General features: G+C 41.9%; 19 protein-coding genes and 1 rRNA gene. 3 read left to right on the top strand and 17 right to left on the bottom strand.

The genetic code is table 11. The annotated features are described in order from the left end of the window. The 4 genes from ADH49_RS09170 to ADH49_RS09185 all read right to left on the bottom strand — a co-directional run. Positions 1 to 74, bottom strand: a 16S ribosomal RNA gene (locus ADH49_RS09170); the annotation flags it as partial. Between the two features lie 294 nt (positions 75 to 368). After that, a complete protein-coding gene (gene hpf / locus ADH49_RS09175) occupies positions 369 to 914 on the bottom strand; it encodes a ribosome hibernation-promoting factor, HPF/YfiA family (RefSeq protein WP_006596830.1) in 546 nt (181 codons plus the stop codon). An 87-nt stretch (positions 915 to 1,001) separates the two neighbouring features. Further along, entirely contained in the window at positions 1,002 to 1,673 is a 672-nt protein-coding gene (locus tag ADH49_RS09180; protein ID WP_048691897.1) for a ComF family protein, read from the bottom strand. Next, positions 1,670 to 2,968 (bottom strand): DEAD/DEAH box helicase, encoded by a 1,299-nt coding sequence (locus tag ADH49_RS09185; RefSeq protein ID WP_048691901.1) that lies wholly within the window; start codon positions 2,966 to 2,968, stop codon positions 1,670 to 1,672. The genes ADH49_RS09180 and ADH49_RS09185 overlap by 4 nt, the downstream gene beginning before the upstream one ends. A 55-nt stretch (positions 2,969 to 3,023) precedes the next feature. Here ADH49_RS09185 and ADH49_RS09190 point away from each other — a divergent pair, with 55 nt between their 5' ends. Together ADH49_RS09190 and cysK are read left to right on the top strand one after the other, a co-directional pair. Continuing rightward, complete coding sequence (locus ADH49_RS09190) at positions 3,024 to 3,656, top strand: YigZ family protein (RefSeq protein WP_048691906.1); 633 nt, start codon at positions 3,024 to 3,026, stop codon at positions 3,654 to 3,656. A gap of 91 nt (positions 3,657 to 3,747) precedes the next feature. After that, positions 3,748 to 4,677 (top strand): cysteine synthase A, encoded by a 930-nt coding sequence (cysK, locus tag ADH49_RS09195; RefSeq protein WP_048691910.1) that lies wholly within the window; start codon positions 3,748 to 3,750, stop codon positions 4,675 to 4,677. Between the two features lie 27 nt (positions 4,678 to 4,704). Here the strand turns inward: cysK and ADH49_RS09200 are convergent, their stop codons facing one another. From ADH49_RS09200 to ADH49_RS09260, 13 genes are all read right to left on the bottom strand, one after another. Beyond that, positions 4,705 to 5,073, bottom strand: a complete 369-nt coding sequence (locus tag ADH49_RS09200) for a S1 RNA-binding domain-containing protein (RefSeq protein WP_048691913.1) — start codon at positions 5,071 to 5,073, stop codon at positions 4,705 to 4,707. Further along, positions 5,070 to 6,476 (bottom strand): bifunctional Cof-type HAD-IIB family hydrolase/peptidylprolyl isomerase, encoded by a 1,407-nt coding sequence (locus ADH49_RS09205; RefSeq protein ID WP_048691916.1) that lies wholly within the window; start codon positions 6,474 to 6,476, stop codon positions 5,070 to 5,072. Before ADH49_RS09205 ends, ADH49_RS09200 begins: the two co-directional genes overlap by 4 nt. A 44-nt stretch (positions 6,477 to 6,520) precedes the next feature. Next, positions 6,521 to 7,153, bottom strand: a complete 633-nt coding sequence (locus ADH49_RS09210; protein ID WP_048691919.1) for a response regulator transcription factor — start codon at positions 7,151 to 7,153, stop codon at positions 6,521 to 6,523. Further along, entirely contained in the window at positions 7,131 to 8,150 is a 1,020-nt protein-coding gene (locus tag ADH49_RS09215; RefSeq protein WP_048691922.1) for a sensor histidine kinase, read from the bottom strand. Before ADH49_RS09215 ends, ADH49_RS09210 begins: the two co-directional genes overlap by 23 nt. Further along, on the bottom strand, positions 8,147 to 8,842 hold the full coding sequence (liaF, locus tag ADH49_RS09220) for a cell wall-active antibiotics response protein LiaF (RefSeq protein ID WP_048691924.1): 696 nt from the start codon (positions 8,840 to 8,842) through the stop codon (positions 8,147 to 8,149). The genes ADH49_RS09215 and liaF overlap by 4 nt, the downstream gene beginning before the upstream one ends. Positions 8,843 to 8,972: 130 nt before the next feature. Beyond that, complete coding sequence (pknB, locus tag ADH49_RS09225) at positions 8,973 to 10,844, bottom strand: Stk1 family PASTA domain-containing Ser/Thr kinase (protein WP_048691928.1); 1,872 nt, start codon at positions 10,842 to 10,844, stop codon at positions 8,973 to 8,975. Beyond that, positions 10,841 to 11,581, bottom strand: coding sequence for a Stp1/IreP family PP2C-type Ser/Thr phosphatase (locus tag ADH49_RS09230; RefSeq protein WP_048691932.1), 741 nt, complete (start codon positions 11,579 to 11,581; stop codon positions 10,841 to 10,843). The genes pknB and ADH49_RS09230 overlap by 4 nt, the downstream gene beginning before the upstream one ends. Before the next feature lie 21 nt (positions 11,582 to 11,602). Then, the gene (rsmB, locus tag ADH49_RS09235; protein ID WP_048691934.1) at positions 11,603 to 12,916 is read right to left on the bottom strand and encodes a 16S rRNA (cytosine(967)-C(5))-methyltransferase RsmB; all 1,314 of its coding nucleotides are present in this window, start codon (positions 12,914 to 12,916) and stop codon (positions 11,603 to 11,605) included. Next, positions 12,906 to 13,841 carry a methionyl-tRNA formyltransferase gene (fmt, locus tag ADH49_RS09240; protein ID WP_048691937.1) on the bottom strand — a complete coding sequence of 312 codons (936 nt, stop codon included), beginning with the start codon at positions 13,839 to 13,841 and terminating at the stop codon, positions 12,906 to 12,908. The genes rsmB and fmt overlap by 11 nt, the downstream gene beginning before the upstream one ends. A gap of 11 nt (positions 13,842 to 13,852) precedes the next feature. Further along, on the bottom strand, positions 13,853 to 16,243 hold the full coding sequence (locus ADH49_RS09245; protein ID WP_048691940.1) for a primosomal protein N': 2,391 nt from the start codon (positions 16,241 to 16,243) through the stop codon (positions 13,853 to 13,855). A gap of 62 nt (positions 16,244 to 16,305) precedes the next feature. Then, positions 16,306 to 16,620, bottom strand: coding sequence for a DNA-directed RNA polymerase subunit omega (gene rpoZ, locus ADH49_RS09250; RefSeq protein ID WP_006596845.1), 315 nt, complete (start codon positions 16,618 to 16,620; stop codon positions 16,306 to 16,308). Positions 16,621 to 16,647: 27 nt separating this feature from the next. Continuing rightward, positions 16,648 to 17,277, bottom strand: a complete 630-nt coding sequence (gmk, locus tag ADH49_RS09255; protein WP_006596846.1) for a guanylate kinase — start codon at positions 17,275 to 17,277, stop codon at positions 16,648 to 16,650. Between the two features lie 210 nt (positions 17,278 to 17,487). Beyond that, positions 17,488 to 19,095, bottom strand: a complete 1,608-nt coding sequence (locus tag ADH49_RS09260) for a ribonuclease Y (protein WP_048691943.1) — start codon at positions 19,093 to 19,095, stop codon at positions 17,488 to 17,490. 270 nt (positions 19,096 to 19,365) lie between these two features. Here ADH49_RS09260 and ADH49_RS09265 point away from each other — a divergent pair, with 270 nt between their 5' ends. Continuing rightward, entirely contained in the window at positions 19,366 to 19,848 is a 483-nt protein-coding gene (locus ADH49_RS09265; RefSeq protein ID WP_048691946.1) for an S-ribosylhomocysteine lyase, read from the top strand. Positions 19,849 to 19,870 lie beyond the last annotated feature (22 nt).

The following is a 19,870-nucleotide window of genomic DNA, read 5'->3' on the forward strand; positions in this document are numbered from 1 at the left end:
CTTCAGCGTTCTACTTGCATGTATTAGGCACGCCGCCAGCGTTCATCCTGAGCCAGGATCAAACTCTCATTAAAATAATTGTTTGTCTTAAACTCATTCTGTCACTGACAGATTTATTGTTTTTTTCATTGTTCAGTACTATAACCTTAGTTATAGTGCCCTGCACATTGGTTCGTCTTGTTCAGTTTTCAAAGGTCTTTGTCGCTCTNGCGCGACAACTATATTAGTATATCACGTCCATATGTCCTTGTCAATATCTTTTTTCTATTTTTTTAAATTTTTTGTTGTTTTTTTATTTAGAAACTTTATCTTCCTTTAACATAGGAAAGCTCCTGTATGTTCTATAGGAGCTTTCTTAGTGTATTAGCTTATTTTTCTTTGACTTCAAGAAGTCCTACATCTCCATCTTCGCGACGATAAATAACATTTGTTGTATTATCTTCCACATCTTTGTAGATGAAGAAATCATGTCCCAATAGTTCCATTTGTAGAATGGCTTCATCTAGTTCCATTGGTTCAATGTCAATCGTTTTTGTGCGGACAACTTTTTCAAGAGCAACGCTTTCCTCAACCAGAGCGTCTGTAAAGATTTTGCTGGTTGCAGATTTGCTACGATTTTTCTTTTCAATTTTTGTTTTATTCTTTCGAATTTGACGTTCAATCTTATCAACTACCAAGTCGATTGATCCATACATATCTTGAGAAACATCTTCTGCACGAAGTGTAATGGAACCAAGTGGAATCGTGACCTCAACTTTTGCAGTTTTTTCACGATAAACTTTTAGGTTTACGCGGGCATCCAATTCTTGCTCTGCTTGAAAATATTTTTCAATTTTTTCGAGTTTAGAAACGACGTAGTCGTGAATGGCTTCTGTTACTTCTAGGTTTTCACCACGGATACTATATTTAATCATATAAGTACCTTCTTTCTAAACGTTTTTCTTTTTATATCTATATTATAACGCTTTCATTTTGTTTTTGCAAATATATTTTTGATTATTCTATCTTGCTAATGAAAAAGATCTTATTTCTTTCACCCCATTTACAATTAACATTTCTTTGGCTCTTTCGATGGTTGCTCCTGTTGTATAGATATCATCCACTATCACTATATTCTCAGGCCAGCTTTGATTTTCTGGCTCTATTCGTTCAAAGGCTTGTTCTGCTTTCAATCTTTCCTTTTTATTTTTTTGTGATTGGGCCTTTGTATCCTTTTTTCTCAATAGGTCTTGATAGTGAATCCCTGCATATTCTAATATGGCTGTTACTTGATTAAAGCCTCTCTTCTCTTTTCTCTCATCGCTTAAAGGTATGGGAACTATGGTATAGCCTTTATAGTTTTTTAGCTCTGCCTTCATTTCTTCAGCAAAGAGACAAGCTAACAATTGGTCACCTTGAAATTTGTACCTTTGAAAATATTCCTTCATCTCTTCATTATAATAGTAAAGCGCTCTATGGTTTACCTTCTTTCCTTTTCGTTCCCACTCTTTGCAATCTTCACAAGAAGTCTCTGAACTTTTTTTACAACAAGTCTTGCAACTAGCTTCACTAACTGGTTCAAACTTGTTTTTACAGTTCTCACACATAGTGAGATTCTCTTTTTTCATCAGGATGAGACCTCTTAAGGATTGCTGGTTAGTCAGCTCTTCATCACATAGCAAACAATCACTCAAAACCCTGCCTCCCGATTCATTTCTTTTATTTCTTTAATGGCTTGTGTCATTTCTTTGCTGGTTCCTTCTGCTAGGAAAAGCAATTCGCCTGTGGGTCTTTCCATACTTCTTCCCACACGACCAGCAATTTGGACCAGGGCGCTCTTAGTGAACAGCCGATGATTGGCCTCAATTACAAACACATCGACTTTCGGGAAGGTGACTCCTCGTTCCAGGATTGTCGTTGAAACAAGGATGGTAATTTCTTGGTTGCGAAATTTTTCTACCAGTTCCAGCCTATTTTCTGTTTTAGAGGTCACCAGTTCGATGATTTCATCCTTGAAGGCCCTTCTTAATAGACTGAGGATTTTTTCTCCTAATTCGATTTCTGATACAAATAGGATCAGGGGGAAGGAGTTTTTACGTTGGTCTTTTATTAGCTTGAGTAACTTCCCAGGCACTTGTTTCTTTTCTACTTTCTTTCGTAGATCTTTTAGCCATACTTTTCTAGGAATCACTAAAGGATTTCCGTGAAAGCGTCTAGGTAGGCTAACGCGTTTAATCTCCTGTTTTTTGACTTTTTTATCTAACTCTTTTGTAGAGGTAGCTGTCAAATAGATGAGCTTCCCATTCTTAGTTTTGGCATTTGAAACGGCATGATAAAGAACGGGGTTATCAACAAAAGGAAAGGCATCAACTTCATCGATAATGAGGAGATCGAAAGCCTGGTAAAATTTTAGTAGTTGGTGGGTGGTGGATATGACAAGAGGCGTTCGAAAATAAGGTTCTGAATCACCATGCAACAAGGAGATGGGACAGGAAAAATCCTTGGTCATTCGTTTATACAATTCAATACACACGTCAATCCTTGGGGTAGCAATGCAAACACAAGTCCCTTTTTTAATTGTTTCCGCTACCACTTGGTACATCATTTCCGTTTTACCTGCTCCTGTTACTGCGTGTACCATCATTGGCTGGCTTTCTGTTAAGGATTGAACCAACTCCTGAGAGACCCGACTTTGAAAGGAAGTTAAGGTGCCCTGCCATCTTAGGACTTCTTCTTGCGGAAAGGCTTGCTGGGGAAAGTAATAGAGTTTTTGATCGCTCCTAACTCTTCCTAATTGAATGCAAGCTCTACAATAGTAGCTTCCTATCTGTAGTTTCCATCTAGCCTTATCAATCTTGGTCCCACACCGATTACAAAACAAGCCCGTCTTTTCCTCTACCATAGCTGGCAGTTCCTGGGCTTCTCCAAGCAGTTCCACCTCCAATTGGTCTTGGGTGAACAAGCGTCCATAACAATCTTCAAGTTTCATACTTATATATTCGTAAAAGCTCGCAGTTTTAAGAGTTTTTTTGTAAAATAAATGTATGGAATACAAGACTTTTAAAGAGGACGGTCTCGTCCAAGAAGAAATTAAAAAATCCCGCTTTCTTTGCCATGTTAAACGAGTTTATACTGAAGAGGAAGCTCGCGACTTTATAGCCGCTATCAAGAAGGAACATTACAAAGCAACTCATAATTGCTCTGCTTTTGTCATTGGAGAGCAGTTTGAAATTAAACGAACCAGTGACGATGGCGAACCGAGTGGGACTGCTGGCGTACCCATGCTGGGTGTTTTAGAGAATCATGAACTGACCAATGTCTGCTGTGTCGTCACTCGTTATTTTGGAGGCATCAAGCTAGGAGCCGGTGGACTCATTCGCGCTTATGCGGGCAGTGTCGCACAAGCTGTAAAAGAAATCGGTCTCGTCGAGATCAAGGAGCAGGTCGGTCTAGGGATTAGCTTGACTTATCCCCAATACCAAGAGTTTGCGAACTTTTTATCCGCTCACCAATTAACAGAATTCCATACAGACTTCACCGATGCTGTCTTTAGTCTGATCTATGTAGATAAAGAGCAAAAAGAAGATGTGATTGCTGACCTGATTGATTTTTACCATGGAAAAATTGAGATTAGTGATCAGGGATTAAAGGAAGTGGAAGTTCCTATCCCGTTATAAAAAAAGGCTATCGCATCGATAGCTTTTTTATATTTTACAAATCTTCTTACTGGCGGTATACTGGATACACTAACAAAGGAGTGTATATCGTATGCCAATCTATCAAAATATTACAGAATTAATCGGAAAAACACCTATTGTAAAATTGAATCACCTAGTACCTGAAGGGGCTGCTGATGTCTATGTTAAATTAGAAGCCTTCAACCCTGGTTCATCTGTCAAAGACCGGATTGCTCTTAGCATGATTGAAAAAGCAGAACGAGATGGACTTCTTCAACCCGGTTCTACTATTGTTGAAGCAACCAGTGGAAATACAGGAATTGGTTTGTCATGGGTCGGGGCTGCCAAAGGGTATAAAGTCGTCATCGTCATGCCTGAAACCATGAGTGTTGAACGTCGAAAAATCATTCAAGCTTATGGAGCAGAACTTGTTTTAACTCCAGGTAGTGAAGGAATGAAAGGAGCTATCGCTAAAGCAGAAGAAATCGCTGCAGAACGAAACGGTTTCCTTCCCCTCCAATTTAACAATAGCGCCAACCCAGAAGTCCATGAAGCAACAACAGGACAAGAAATTTTAGAAGCTTTTGGACCAAATGGATTGGATGCTTACGTCAGTGGTGTTGGAACTGGTGGAACTATTTCAGGTGTTTCTCATGCCTTGAAAAAAGTCAACCCAGCTGTCCAAGTCTATGCAGTTGAAGCAGATGAATCAGCGATTCTTTCTGGTGAAAAACCTGGACCACACAAAATCCAAGGATTGTCAGCAGGTTTCATTCCAGAAACGCTGGATACCAATTCTTATGATGGCGTAATCCGCGTCACTTCTGAACAAGCTTTAGAATTAGGTCGCTACATTGGTGGAAAAGAAGGATTCTTAGTTGGAATTTCATCTGCCGCCGCTATCTATGCAGCAATTGAAGTCGCTAAAGAGCTTGGAGCTGGTAAAAAAGTCTTGGCTTTGGCACCGGATAATGGAGAACGTTACCTTTCAACTACCCTTTACGATTTTGACAAAGAATAAGAAAGAGGCTACGATGTAGCCTCTTTCTTATTTTCCTTGACTAGTGTCACTCAAAAATTCTTTACTTTCTTTAATCCAAATAGGTAATTGCTTGGCTAAAGGAGTAAAACCAATCTTATGGCGATCATTAGAAAAACGATGATGGCGAAATTGCTTTCTGTTCCCAGCTTCTAAAGTACGAAGAGACAAGCTAGCCTTCCCAGAGTATTCATCAATATCGATAACCTGGGTACAAACTTGATCCCCAATTTTTAAGATATCATGAATGTTGTCGATATATCCACTGCGGATTTCAGAAATATGGATCAAACCGGTTACCCCTGTCTCTAATTCAACAAAGGCTCCATAAGGTTGCAAGCCTGTCACAACACCCTTGAGTTTATCCCCAATTCTCATGCTTCTCCCTCAATGTCAATCGATTCCATGACCACATCTTCTTTAGGTTTGTCCATGGCACCTGTCTCAACTGTCGCAATTGTATCCAACACTTGATAAGAAGCTTCATCCATCAACTGACCGAATACTGTGTGACGACGGTCCAAATGAGGAGTCCCTCCTTCTTCTGCGTAAATTTCTGCAATAGCTTCAGGCCAACCACCACGAGCAATTTCCTTTTTAGAATAAGGAAGGTGTTGGTTTTGAACAATGAAGAATTGACTACCGTTGGTATTTGGACCAGCATTGGCCATGGATAGCGCACCACGGATATTGTACAACTCCTCTGAGAATTCATCTTCAAAAGACTCTCCATAGATGGATTCTCCACCCATACCTGTTCCAGTTGGGTCCCCACCTTGAATCATGAAATCTTTAATGATGCGGTGGAAAATCACTCCATTATAGTAGCCATCTTTCGCTAGCGCAATAAAGTTTGCTACTGTTTTCGGTGCTTGATCAGGAAAGAGAAGAATCTTCAGATCTCCATAGTTGGTATGAATCGTCGCAATTGGTCCTGTTTCTTGATCCATTTTTGTTTGTGGTAAGTGCAATTCTTTTTCAACCATTTTTAACTCCTCTAAGGCATGTAAGATGCCATCTTCTTCTAAATTTTTTGTGACATAATCTGCTTTTGCTTTTAATGCATCCTGGGCATTCCCCATGGCAATCGCTAAACCAGCATAGTCAAATAGTTCTAAGTCGTTCAATCCATCCCCAAATGTTAAGACATTTTCTGGTTTGAATCCCAATTTTTCGACTACTTTTGAGACACCGTGAGCTTTGGATTGCTGATCCAAGACAACATCTGATGAGATTGGGTGCCAACGAACCAAACGCAATTCCTGCCCCAAAGCTTCTGGGAGAGCATCAACTGTTTTACCAGTCTCGAAAGTCCACATCTGATAAATGGGATGCTTAGCAGCAAAATCAGGATCTACTGGTAGCTTTGGATAAATGGGGTCAATAGCCCGGCTCATCTCTTCTGTCCGAGCTGAAAGAGCTGCTTGATGACTCCCAACCAAACCATAATGAATTCCTACTTGCTTGGCCCAAGCAATAAAGTCTTGAACAAGTGGATTTGGTACCCTTTCTTCATAAATGACATTCTCCTTACGATCAATCACGTAGGAACCATTCAGAGTGACGTAAAAGTCAGGTTGGAGAGCCTTGATTTCTTCTGGCACTCCAAAAATCCCTCTTCCACTAGCAATAGCTGTGTAAATTCCTTTTTCTCGTAATTGAGAGAATACTCTGGTGACCGAAGCCGGAACATAACCGGTCTCAACATTTCGTAAGGTATCGTCAATATCAAAAAATACTATTTTAATCTTTTTTGCTTTGTAGCGTGTTTTTGCATCCATGTGGGTCTCCATTCAGTATGCTGTCTATTATAGCATGTTTTTGACTAAAAATCTTCCTGAGAAACCAAGTGATGCTGGAAGGCATAGACCACTGCCTGAGTACGGTCGCTCACTTCTAATTTTGACAAAATATTCGACACATGGGTCTTGACTGTTTTTAATGAAATGAATAACTCATCAGCAATTCGTTGGTTTTCATATCCTTTGGTTAGCAAAGCTAAGATATCTCGTTCACGCGCGGTCAGGTCGTCATGGAGTTCCACGTGGTTTTTCCGATACTCTACTTTTTGGCTGACCTCTGTCTCAATTGCTAACTCTCCCTGTTCCACCTTGCGAATGGCCCGTAAAATTTCCTCTGCACTAGAGGTTTTGAGCATATAGCCCTTGGCTCCCGCATCCAAGACAGGATAGATTTTTTCATTGTCCAAATAGGATGTCAAGATCAATATTTTTGCATCTGGCCACTCCTTTAGGATCGCGAGTGTCGCTTCAATCCCGGTCATATGGGGCATGACAATATCCATAATGATGACATCTGGTCGCTCTTGTAAGGCTAACTCTACACCTGCTTGACCATCACTGGCTTCTAGGACTTGATCAATCCCATCTTGCATACTTAAATAGCTTTTTAAGCCTAATCGGACCATTTCATGATCATCTACTAGTAATAATTTCATCATCTTCTCCTTCTACTAACGGCACTTTAATATCAATAGCCACTCCCTTTTTGGGACTGGTCAAAATCTTAATCCTTCCTGCCATGTCATCTACTCGATCCTGAATATTCTTCATACCGTAACTTAGTTCACCCAAAGATTCTGGATCAAACCCCACTCCATCATCTGCTAATTTCAGATGGAGAGATTGTTCTGTTTGCAAAAGATAAACATCCAATCGCTTCGCATGGGCATGTTTTAGTGTATTGCTCACTACTTCTTGTACAATTCGAAAAATATGCTCTTCAATAGTTTTTGGTAACTTTTGAACATCGTGTTCAAAATAAACTTCTAAATTACTCTTCTCTTGTAGTTCTCTAAAAATCACCTGAAGACCTTCTACCAAGTTTCGACCTTCTAATTCTGTCGGCCGCAAGTGTAATAAGAGAATCCGCAAATCATTTTGAGCGGTGTTTAGAATTTCTGTGACCCCCTTCAACTGTTGCCCAACTTTAGGGAGTTGAAGAACTTGATCCTGACTGGCTACACCGGACAAAATCATATTAGCTGCAAATAATTCTTGGCTCACTGTATCATGGAGATCTCGGGCAATTCGCCTGCGTTCTCTCTCCACAATCTCTTCTTCATTTTGCATAACCCGATTTTCTGTTCGTTGCAAATTTTCTGTCAGGCGTTTGAGCTTGCGATCCAAGCGTTGAAACTCTTCATTAATCTCTTTGTTTTCTCCGAGTTTTAGCTTCTTGCCTTCGAGCAAGTTTCTCAGGTTTTTTTGGACGGTGTTCATGATTGTAAATTGAATCAATTTAATCAATAAAATCATCAAAATAGTCAGAGCAACCGTCAAGCCAAAACCAATAAACAGAAAAGCACGCAGTTTGGATAAATCTTCCAATAGATAAGTCCACTGAAAGTCGAAAAGACCAAAAATAGAATGGATAATAACAGCTAGAATTAAGACCGTATAAAGGAAGATTAAAAGATAGTCTGTTCGTTTCATCCTCTGACGACCTCCACATCTCCTACAATCCCCGCAATAACAAGCTTCACTGTTCGATGGGAACTTCGATAATTCGGTGTCTCCATGCTTACTGTCTCATTTCTCAATTTTCTAGGTTTTTGAGAGAAGAGGCGCAATTCTCCATACAAGGTATTCACCTGCAAGCTCAGCTCCACATCCACCGGTAAAATAATTTTCGTATTGCCAAACATCTTTCTCATGATGATGACATTGTCATGATTCACAACAATCACTTCGTCTAAATGGATCGTATCCCGCCCCACTAAACGAGTAATCGTTAAATCACGAAAATGGCAGTTTACCTTTGAAAAATGATGCAGATCCCCAATCCAAGGCGTTTTCTCTTGTCGGATTTCTACATCTTCCTCATAATCTATCTTCACTTCTTCATTTTCACGGTAAAAATAGGGATAAGCCACCAGCATGGCATAGACAACAGCAAACAAAAGCGCAGCAATGACATAAGGATTTAACATGACAATAAAAAACAGCAGAATGCTGGATGCCACTAAAAGAAAGTTACTCCGCTGTTTTCCGATGTAATAATACAATAGAAGCAAGCACAGAACCACGATTAGGACGATACGAGATATATTTCCCGCTAAAATAGTGATTGCAGCCATGGTGAGTAACAAAGCTTCAACAAACACAAACAATTGAATCTTCCACATAATTGAACCTCTCCATTCTATTTTATCAAAATTCTAAAGGATTCGCTTCCGCCTCTAGAAGGATTCATTCCAACTCTCTCTTTACTAAAAAAACCAGACCGATCGGGTCTGGTTTTATAAGGTCATCATGTTAAGATTCTGGTTCAGTAGTAGCCGAAGGTTCCGTATTGGAATGGGATTCTACTGTTGTAGAGGTTGAACTTTCTGATGAACTACTTGAAGCTTTCGTGCTACTTGATGATTCTGTCTTCGGTTCGTATACGGTTAAGACAATGCGAGTCTTTTTAATATCGATGCTCGATTGAGCTTCTGGAGTCTGACTCACAATATGACCTGGTAAGACTTCTACTCCGTCCGGCAGATGCGATGTGGTCTTCCGTTCAATATTTGCTTCCTTCACCCCGTAAATCTGTACGAGATTAGAGACAGCAAATTCATAATTAGAACCAACATAACTTGGTAACTCAATCGAATTACTTTCCTTCGATACTTTCAGAACAACCTTGGTATTAGAAGTCAAATCATATTTTTGACCACCAGCAGGAGATTGCTCAAGCACGATTCCTGGCTCCACTTCATTGGTCTCGACTTCTTCAATCGAAATCAGCTTGCTAGAAAGCTTATAGGTGGTTTTCAGATCGTTTTCCGCATCTTCTCTAGACCTACCAGTATAGTCCGGCATGTCAAAGGTGCTTGGCCCTTTCGAGACAACCAAATCAACCTTGCTGTTTTCCTTTTTCTGAGCTCCTGCATTTGGATTGGTACGGATTACATAGCCCTCCAGCACCGAATCACTGTATTCTTCTTTTTCGTCTCCTACTTGAAGATCCTGATCTTCAATGATAGCCCGAGCTTCTGCTACCGTTTTTCCAGATACATCCGGAACTGTTTTGTTGGCTGGACTCATATAAAGAAGAAAGGCAAAAGCAGCTAGTACCAAAGCTAGGGCTACAAACAAGACCTTGTAGCGCGTCCGCAAACGACGACGTGCCTTATTTTTTGGAGAAACTGGAGCTGTTCGATCCTCTGAAACCACTGGTCGGTCCTCATGAACTGTAGGACGAGCTTCCGATGTTGGAAGTGGAGCCGGTTTTGGAACCACGTTCACCTTTGGTAAGGTCTTGGTATCCGCTTTTGAAGCGTCATCAAAGACTAATTTTTTCTCATTACGGCGTTCATAAGAAAGACAACTTGACAAGTCGACATACATTTCAGCTACCGACTTATAGCGATCGGATAGTTTCTTTGCTGTGGCCTTAATCACCACATTTTCCAAAGCCTGCGGAACATTTTTGTTCTCTTCAATGATGGACGGAAGTGGTTTTTGGAAATGTTGTAGCGCAATGGTCACTGCACTATCCCCATCATAAGGGATATGACCCGTCAGCATTTCGTAGAAAATGATCCCCATTGCATAGATATCACTTTGAATAGAAGCCTTCGATCCTCTAGCTTGCTCTGGTGATAAATAATGAACCGAACCCAACATAGAGTTGGTCTGGGTGAGACTGGTCTCTGCAAAGGCTACTGCAATCCCAAAGTCAGAAACCTTGGCATTTCCGTCCGATGTTAAAAGGACATTTTGAGGTTTCAAATCACGGTGAATAATGCCTTGCGTGTGCGCCAAGCGCATAGCAAGAAGGATTTGCCCCATCAAGCGAACAGCTTCTTCATTTGAGAGAGGAGCATTTTCTTTGATATAGCGTTTCAAGTCCAAACCAGCGACATATTCCATCGCCAAGTATTGTTGGCCATCTTCTTCACCGATATCCGTGATCCGAACGATATTTGGATGATCCAAATCTGCCATTGCTTTGGCCTCTCGTTGGAAGCGAGCAACTGCAATTGGATCTGTTTGGTAATTGGTCCTCAGTACTTTAACTGCAACTTCTTCACCATCTAAGATTAAATCCCGAGCGAGGTAGACATCTGCCATTCCTCCACGCCCGATTTGGCGGATTATCTTATATCGTCCGGCAAAAATTTTGCCGATTTGAATCATGCCATATCCTCCTCAGCAAAGCGAATCAGTACAACTGTAATATTGTCCAAACCGCCAGCATTATTCGCAAAGCGAATCAAGGTTTTTGCCTTTTCTTCAATCGATAAATCGCTGACAACGATATCACGGATTTCATCGCCAGAGATCATATTGGTTAATCCATCACTATTGATAACAATGAAATCTCCCGCTTCAACCGTAACCATACCAAAATCCGGCTGCAATTCATCTTTTTGTCCAATGGATTGGGTGATGATATTGCGTTGGGGATGATGAGCTGCCTCTTCTTCCGTAATCTGTCCTGCCTTGAGCAAGGCGTTTACTAAAGAATGGTCACTGGTCAATTGATGGTATTCCCCATTACGCACGAGTCCAATTCGGGAATCCCCTACATGCGCAAATAAGACTTGGTCATCAATAACGGCAACAGCTTCGAGAGTTGTTCCCATTCCTTTATGTTCTTCATCTTGACCAATGCGATGGATCTGCTGGTTTTCTTTTTCCAGATACTCCGCAAACCACTCTCTGACTTCGTTAATGGTGCTGATTTCGGTCGCTACCCAAGCAGCGCCGAGATCGGTAACAGCCATCTCGCTAGCAATATTACCAGCACGATGCCCCCCCATCCCGTCAGCTAGAAAAACCATGGATTTTCCCGCTTTATTTTTATATTGATTTGCATAGTCTTGGTTATTTGTCCGTCTTTGACCCACATCGGTTAAGATAGAAATTTCCATACTGTCCGTATCCTCCTGAGATTACGATATTCTTCGAAAACGACTAATAAAGAAACCGTCGCTTCCATACAATTCTGGTGTAATTAAAATACAGCCATCTTTCAGAATATCTTTTCGTTCATGATCTAATGGCACGAGTTCAAAATTTGGATGGGTTTCTAAAAACTGGTCAACCACATCAAAATTCTCTTCTCCTATAATTGTGCATGTACTATAGACTATTATACCATCTTTCCGCACACTTTGACAAACTCCATCCAATATTTCCAATTGAATTGCCTGTAGAGACGCAAAATCAGCATTGTCTTTATTGTACTTGATATCTGGCTTACGGCGGATCAAACCAATCCCAGAACAAGGGGCGTCTACCAAGATTTTATCGAAGGCATCCGCTCCAAAAGCTTCAAACACCTTGCTGGCATCCAGTTTTTTTGTCTGGATTTTATCTGCAACTCCCAGACGTTCCGCATTTTCCTGAATTAATTGGAGCTTATGATCGTACAAGTCCAAAGCTGTAACCTGCCCATCAACTAGATAAGAAGCTAGATGGGTGGTCTTGCCCCCAGGTGCTGCACAGGCATCCAAGACCTGGTCTGATGGTTGGACCTCTAAAGCCGGAGCGACCAATTGACTGGTCTCATCTTGAATGGTTAATTTCCCTTGTTTGAAGTAATCAGAGCCCGCAAAATAGCCATTCTCCTTTACGAGGGCAGTTGAAGCCAATAAAGAATCCGAAGCCTGCAATTGCTCCTTGATGTCTTCTTTTTTATCCAGATCGACAACACGAACACTGGCCTTGTTGCGAACATAGAGACTCTCAAAAATCGCAATGGCCCGCTGTTCACCATACTCGTCCATCAACTTTTTCACCAACCAAACCGGAAGAGAATAGCGGATTGAAAGTCGTTTGTTGATTCGTTTAATCTGCTCAATTGATGGAAGCTCCTCTCGTAGCATTTTCCGTAAGAGAGCATTGACATATTTTTCGCTCCCCTTTTTCCGTTGCTTGGCAAGCTCTACTGCTTCATGGACAACAGCATGGGGAGGAATCTTCTCCAGATAGACGAACTGATAGAGGCTCATCAATAAAAGATGATAGATCCAGGGATCTACCTGGTCTCGATCAGCGACAAAGTGCGATAGATACCATTCCAAGGTTAGTTTGCGTGAAACCGTCCCATAGACGATTTCGGTTACTAGACTTTTATCCACATCTGACAAGGTTGCCTTGCCCAAGGATTTTTTGAGGGAGATATTTGAAAAAGCACCGTCCTGGAAAATCTCTCCTAGGGTAGATAGGGCCACCCCTCGTGCAGTCTGCATCTTATTTACCAAATTGATCACCTACTTGCAGTTGTCGCCCCAAACCATTTAAGAAATCTCCGACAGGCATTTTGGGTTTACCAGCTGGCTGAACAAGGGTCAAGGCCAAGGCTCCCTCACCCGTCGCAACAACGATTTCATTTTTATGGAGAGCTAAAATTTCCCCTGGTTCTCCTTGACCTTCACACGGTTTTGCTTGGTAAATCTTAAAGCGTTCACCCTTCCATAGGGTATGGGCAACTGGCCAAGGATACATGCCTCGAACTTGGTTAAAGAGTTCACGGTTGGTCCGTGTCCAATCCAGGCGTTCTTCTTCTGGCTTGATATTTGGAGAGAAGGTGACTTGTTGGGGATCCTGCGGTTGGGGCTTAAGCTCTCCCCCAAGGTAAGCTGGCAGAGTTTCTAAAAGAAGATCCCGGCCAACAAGAGCCAATTTCTCAAATAGGGTTCCCACATTGTCTTCCTCTAAAATAGGGATGGCGCGAGAAGAAATCATATCTCCAGCATCCATCTCTCTGACCATTTCCATGATGGTCACACCAGCTTCTTTATCCCCATTCATGATGGCATAATGAATAGGCGCTCCACCACGGTATTTTGGAAGAAGAGAAGCGTGCACGTTGACAGAAAACTTCATAGCCTCTAACAAACGACTTGGCAAAAACTGTCCAAAGGCTGCTGTGACGATCCCGTCTGCTCCCAAAGCCAATAAATCTTCTAGTTCTGGGCTTCCAGATAGTTTCTCCGGCTGATAGATTGGCAAGCCTGCTTCTAAAGCCGCTTCTTTTACTGGCGTCATTCGGATTTCTTTTTTCCGGCCAACTGCCCGATCTGGTTGGGTCACAACGGCTAGAATTTCATAGCGTTCATCAGAAATCAAGCCTTTTAAGACTGTAGCTGAGAAATCAGGTGTTCCCATAAATAGTATTTTTGTCATTTTTTCTCCTTCTACATAAAACTTTGCGGTTCATTGTCAATGCTGACTCGAAGATCTTGATTTTCCCGCTCTTGAGTATAGTCCAAAATCTGATTTAAAACCTGTGGCAATTGGTCTTCGAACCGGTACTTCAACAGGATTTGATAATGGTATAAATTATGCGTGCGCGCAATCGGTTTTGGCGTTGGTCCCAAGATTTGGACTTGGTCCGATAGACCTGCTTTCAACAGATCCATCACCTGATAAGCTTTTTTTACCACGACCTCTTCTTGTTTGTGAGAAAGGGTCAAACCTACCGTGTAATAATAAGGTGGATAACCTAACTGGTGGCGCACCTTCATTTCATAGGCATAAAACCCTTCATAATCTTGGCGTTTCGCATATTCAATGGCGTAATGATGAGGATTATAGGTCTGGATCAGAACCTGTCCTTCTTTATCCGCACGACCAGCCCGCCCTGCCACCTGGGTTAACAGTTGGAAAGTCCGCTCTGACGAGCGAAAATCAGGCAAATTTAGAGCTGTATCAGCATTTAGGACACCGACTAGCGTTACATTGGGGAAATCCAAGCCCTTGGCAATCATCTGGGTCCCTAGCAAAATATCCGCTTGTCCTTGACCAAACTGATCCAACAAGGCCTCGTGACTCCCTTTTTTCCGAGTAGTATCAACGTCCATCCGCAGAATACGAGCCTCGGGGAAAATTTCTTGTAGATCTTCGTAGGCCTTCTGGGTCCCCGTCCCGTAATAACGAATCGATCGACTTTGGCAATTAGGGCAGACTGTTGGGATAGCCTTATGGTAATTACAATAATGACAATCCATCGTCTTGGTATCCATGTGAAGGGTCAAGGAGATATCACAATTCGGACAGGTATCTACCTGACCACACTCCCGACACATCACAAAACTGGAATAACCCCGGCGATTGAGCATAAGGACGACTTGCTCTTTTCGCTGCAGACGTTCTGCTATCGCTTCTAGCAACTTGGGCGTATAAGTTCCAGATTCCTGCTGACCAATATAGTCCCTGAAATCGATCACTTCCACCTCTGGAATGCGGGCAAGCGGATTAGCCCGTTGGGTCAATTGAAGAAATTCATAGACCCCTTTTCCTGCACGAGCTCGTGTTTCTAGACTAGGAGTCGCCGACCCCAAGACCAAAACAGCCTGATGGTACTGAGCTCGTAGCAAGGCCACTTCACGCGCATGGTAGCGAGGATTGCTATCTTGTTTATAGGTAGCCTCATGTTCTTCATCGATAATGATAGCCCCTAGGTTCTTCAGAGGAGCAAAGATGGCAGACCGCGCTCCTACGACCACTTGAGCTTCTCCACGTTCAACACGTCTCCACTCATCGTATTTTTCACCATTGGATAGACCTGAATGAAGGATGGCCACCCGATCCCCAAAGCGAGAAATGAAGCGATCCGTCACTTGAGGCGTCAAGGAAATTTCGGGAACCAACATAATAGCTGTTTTTCCCTTTTCTAGCACCTCTTGGATGATTTGGAGATAAACCTCCGTCTTCCCACTTCCTGTCACTCCTTCTAGCAAGAAGGGTTTGGATTCCTGCCCGATTTGACGAGTTACCGCTTGAACGGCTCGTTCTTGTTCAGCATTTAAAACCAAGGCCTCTGTCGACTCTTTGTCTTTAAAGTAAGCAGCTGCACGATTGACTTCTTTTTCAAAAATAAGCAAGGCACCCTGGCCGATGAAATAGTTCACCACTGGACGAGAGAATTCCGCCAATAAATCACTCAAAGGCGCATCCACTTCTTGACTTTGGACAAAGTCTCGCAAGGCCAAGCGCTTTTTGGCATTCTTGGCGATTTCCAAATTTTCAAGTAGGTGATGATTTACTCGATACCATTTTTCTGTTTTGATATGTTTACGATCCACTGCTTGGTATTCTACTTCCAACTCTCCCTTACGAGTCAGTCGCATCATTCGTGCTTGAGCATCAATATCCAAAGAAGAAAAGGCCAAGCTAGTCGCTGTTCCAAAAATATCTTCTCGATCCTCTGGCGATAGCAGTTCTGTCGGATGGAGAATTTTGTCATAGGAAGAATTCAAAACACTCGGTAGCATGACTTTCAAGAGGGTGATCTTGTAGGCAAAAACCGTCTTTCGCAACTGATCTGCCAACCAAAATTGCTCTTCTCCTAGAACCGGTTGATAGTCTAAAACCTCTACAATACTTTTCAATTCTTGGTCTTTAACTGCTAGAGTGGTCTCTTCAAGGCCAACCACAATCCCTTGAATGAGCCGATTGCCCTTCCCAAAGGGAACATGGACCCGCATTCCTTTTTCCAAGAAAGGAGAAAACTCTTCTGGTACCTGGTAACTATAGGGCTTGTCTGTTTGCATCAAGGGAACATCAACAATGACTTGTGCTAGCATGCTTCCACCTCCTTCCTGTCCTAGCGCTAAATAGCAAAAAATAAGATTGAGCGAACCCAACCTTAAATTTTTTCACCATCTTCTTTTTCTTTCGCGATTTGTTCTTTAATTTTACGCTCTTCTTCTTCTTTACGCAAGCGTTCTGCTTCGATTCGACGACGAACCGCTTCACGCTTAGCTTCTGGATCTGGGTGAATCACCACATTTCCTGATTCAATCTCTTCCAAGGCACGCAAGGTAGATTTTACTGATTGAAATTCTTGAGTAGGAGTTGCACCACTCTCTAACTCATGAGCTCGTTTGGCTTCAAGAATAACCAAAGAGTATTTTGACGGTACTTTATCCAACAATGTGTCAATAGATGGTTTTAACATCATAATCTTTTTACCTAATTCCTATTCTAATTATCGTACCACTTGAGTGGCTTTGGGAAGCATTTCTTGGTAGTGACCAATGACCCGATCAACACGGAAATGTTCTGCCTCAATCACACGTTTGACACGTTCCGCAGCCAAAGGTACTTGATCGTTGACAATGGCATAATCGTACTCACGCATGAGGGCAATTTCTTCTTTTGCTTTTTCGATCCGCTGGGCAATGACTTCAGCACTGTCTGTGCCACGTCCAACCAAACGATCTTGCAACTCATCCAAATCCGGAGGAGTCAGGAAAATGAAGACGGCATCTGGTACCTTTTTCTTGACCTGCAAAGCCCCTTGAACTTCAATTTCAAGGAAGACATCGATCCCTTTGTCGAGGGTTTCGTTCACATAGGTCAAGGGAGTCCCATAGTAATTGCCAACATATTCAGCATATTCGAGCATTTGACCTTGACGAATCAACTCCTCAAATTCTTCACGTGTCCGGAAGAAATAATCTACTCCGTCCACTTCGCCTGGACGTTGTGCACGCGTTGTCATCGATACTGAGTATTGAAATTGATTATCTGAGCTTTCAAAAATCTCACGTCTAACCGTTCCTTTCCCAACACCTGAGGGCCCTGAGAAAACGATTAATAATCCTCGATCCGCCATTTTATCTCCTTCGCTGTCTTTCTATCTAGTGTAACAAAAATAGAAAGATTTTTCAATAGATTTTTCCTAGAGGCAAGGCCCTAACCACTTCTCTACCAATGAACCATCTCATCTGTGCTATCCCATTTTTAACACGACTCACAAAAAATAGCCAACTAAGGTTGTTCCACCTTCGCTGACTATCTTTTTATATATGGCTTTTAACAAGCTCTATTTTGCATAATCAATGGCACGTAATTCACGAATAACGGTTACCTTGATGTTACCAGGGTACTCCAAGTTGGACTCAATCTTCTCACGGATATCATGAGCCAAGATGGTCAACTTATCATCCTTGACTTCTTCAGGGCTGACCATAATTCGAATTTCACGACCTGCTTGCAAGGCAAAGCTGGTCTTAACTCCCTCAAAGCCATTTGCAATTTCTTCAAGATCTTGCAGGCGTTTGATGTAGCTTTCAAGAGACTCGCTCCGGGCACCTGGACGCGCTGCACTCAAGGCATCTGCTGCTGCAACAATAACTGCGATGACACTTTCTGGTTCAACATCACCATGGTGACTAGCAATCGTATTGACAACAACTGGATGCTCTTTGTATTTACGAGCTAATTCAGTACCAATTTCTACGTGGCTGCCTTCTACCTCACGGTCGATGGCTTTACCAATATCATGAAGGAAACCAGCTCGACGAGCCAAGGTAGCATTTTCACCAAGCTCACTAGCAATAATACCAGATAACTTAGCAACCTCAATGGAGTGACGCAAGACGTTCTGTCCATAAGAAGTTCTGAATTGCAAGCGTCCCATAATCTTCATCAAATCAGGATGTAGATTTGGTGCGCCAATTTCATAGGCTGCTGCTTCACCATATTCACGAATCCGTTGGTCAATTTCCAAACGGTTCTTCTCTACTAACTCTTCAATCCGAGCTGGATGGATGCGACCATCTTTCAAGAGACTTTCCATGGTCATTCGTGCGATTTCCCGACGAATCGGATCAAATGCAGACAGGGTGACTACTTCTGGAGTGTCATCAATAATCACATCCACACCTGTCAAGCTTTCGAAGGTTCGGATATTTCGACCTTCGCGACCAATAATCCGGCCCTTCATTCCATCATCTGGTAAATGAACCGTTGAGTTGGTCTGTTCTGCCACAAAATCCCCGGCCATCCGTTGCATGGCTTGAACCAGGATATCTTTTGCAACTTTATCTGAACGTTCTTTCACTTCCACTTCTGCTTCTCGAATTCGAGTCGCAATCTCTTTGGAAAGTCGTTCTTCTGTTTGCGTTAAGATAATATCACGTGCTTCCGATTGAGTCAGAGAAGCAATTTTTTCTAATTCTTCTTCTTTCTTCTTTTCTAGCTCATGTAATTGTTCTTCACGCGCATCAATGTGTTTAGTTCTATCTGAAAGACTTTGCTCTTTTTGTTCAAGAGCTTGCTCTTTGCTCGTAAGATTGTCATCTTTGCGATCAAGATTATTCGAACGTTCCGCTAAGCGGGTTTCTAATTGTTTTAATTCTTGACGCTCTGATTTAAACTCAGCATCGACTTCTTCTCGATATTTTCTGGCTTCTTCCTTTGCCTCCAAAAGTGCTTCTTTTTTAAGTGAACTAGACTCGTGCTTAGCTTCTTTCAAAATCAAATCAGCTTCGCGCTCTGCCTGTCCACGTAAATTCGTTGCTTCTTGTTCAGCATTTAAAAGAGTAAGTTCTGCAGCCTCTTTCGATGATTTCATCTTGACTGAGATCCCTACATATCCAATGACTAAACCAATGATTGCGGCAAAAACAATTGCAATTCCAAATTCCATGTTTTTACCCCTAATCTAATGAATAGTTGAATTAAAAAATTCTTTATTATTTTATCATATTTTTACAAAATTAACAAACAAATTTTCTAGCGAAAACTAATCTATTTCTGCTATTATTCTATTGCCTCTCCCCCTTGAGTCTAACGGGAAAACACCCTAAAAACAAGCTTCTGAATCCTATTTCAACGGCTACTTGCCACTCTCTTCTCTTGTGTTTTCTTCCAGCGCCAATTGTGCTATAATCAAGAAAAAAGGAATTGAGGAAGATACATGACGAAAGAAGTTATTGTGGAAAGTTTTGAACTAGACCACACTGCTGTAAAAGCCCCTTACGTCCGCCTAATCGGAGAGGAAACTGGACCAAAAGGAGATGTCATCTCAAACTACGATATCCGCTTGGTTCAACCAAATGAAGACTCTATCCCGACTGCTGGTTTACATACAATTGAGCATCTATTAGCTATGTTGATCCGTAAACGCATTGATGGAATGATCGATTGTTCCCCATTTGGGTGTCGTACTGGCTTCCATATGATTATGTGGGGACAGCACAATCCAAAAACCATTGCACAAGTCATTAAATCCTCCCTAGAGGAAATTGCTGAAGCGACTAGCTGGGAGGACGTCCCAGGAACGACGATTGAATCTTGCGGAAACTATAAAGATCACAGCCTCTTTTCTGCCAAAGAGTGGTGCAAATTGATTCTCGAACAAGGTATTTCTGACGATCCATTCACACGCCATATCGTATAAAAAACAAAAGACTTCTCTTTCA

The sequence above is a fragment of the Streptococcus sp. 400_SSPC genome (assembly GCF_001072745.1).
GTDB lineage: Bacteria > Bacillota > Bacilli > Lactobacillales > Streptococcaceae > Streptococcus > Streptococcus xiaochunlingii.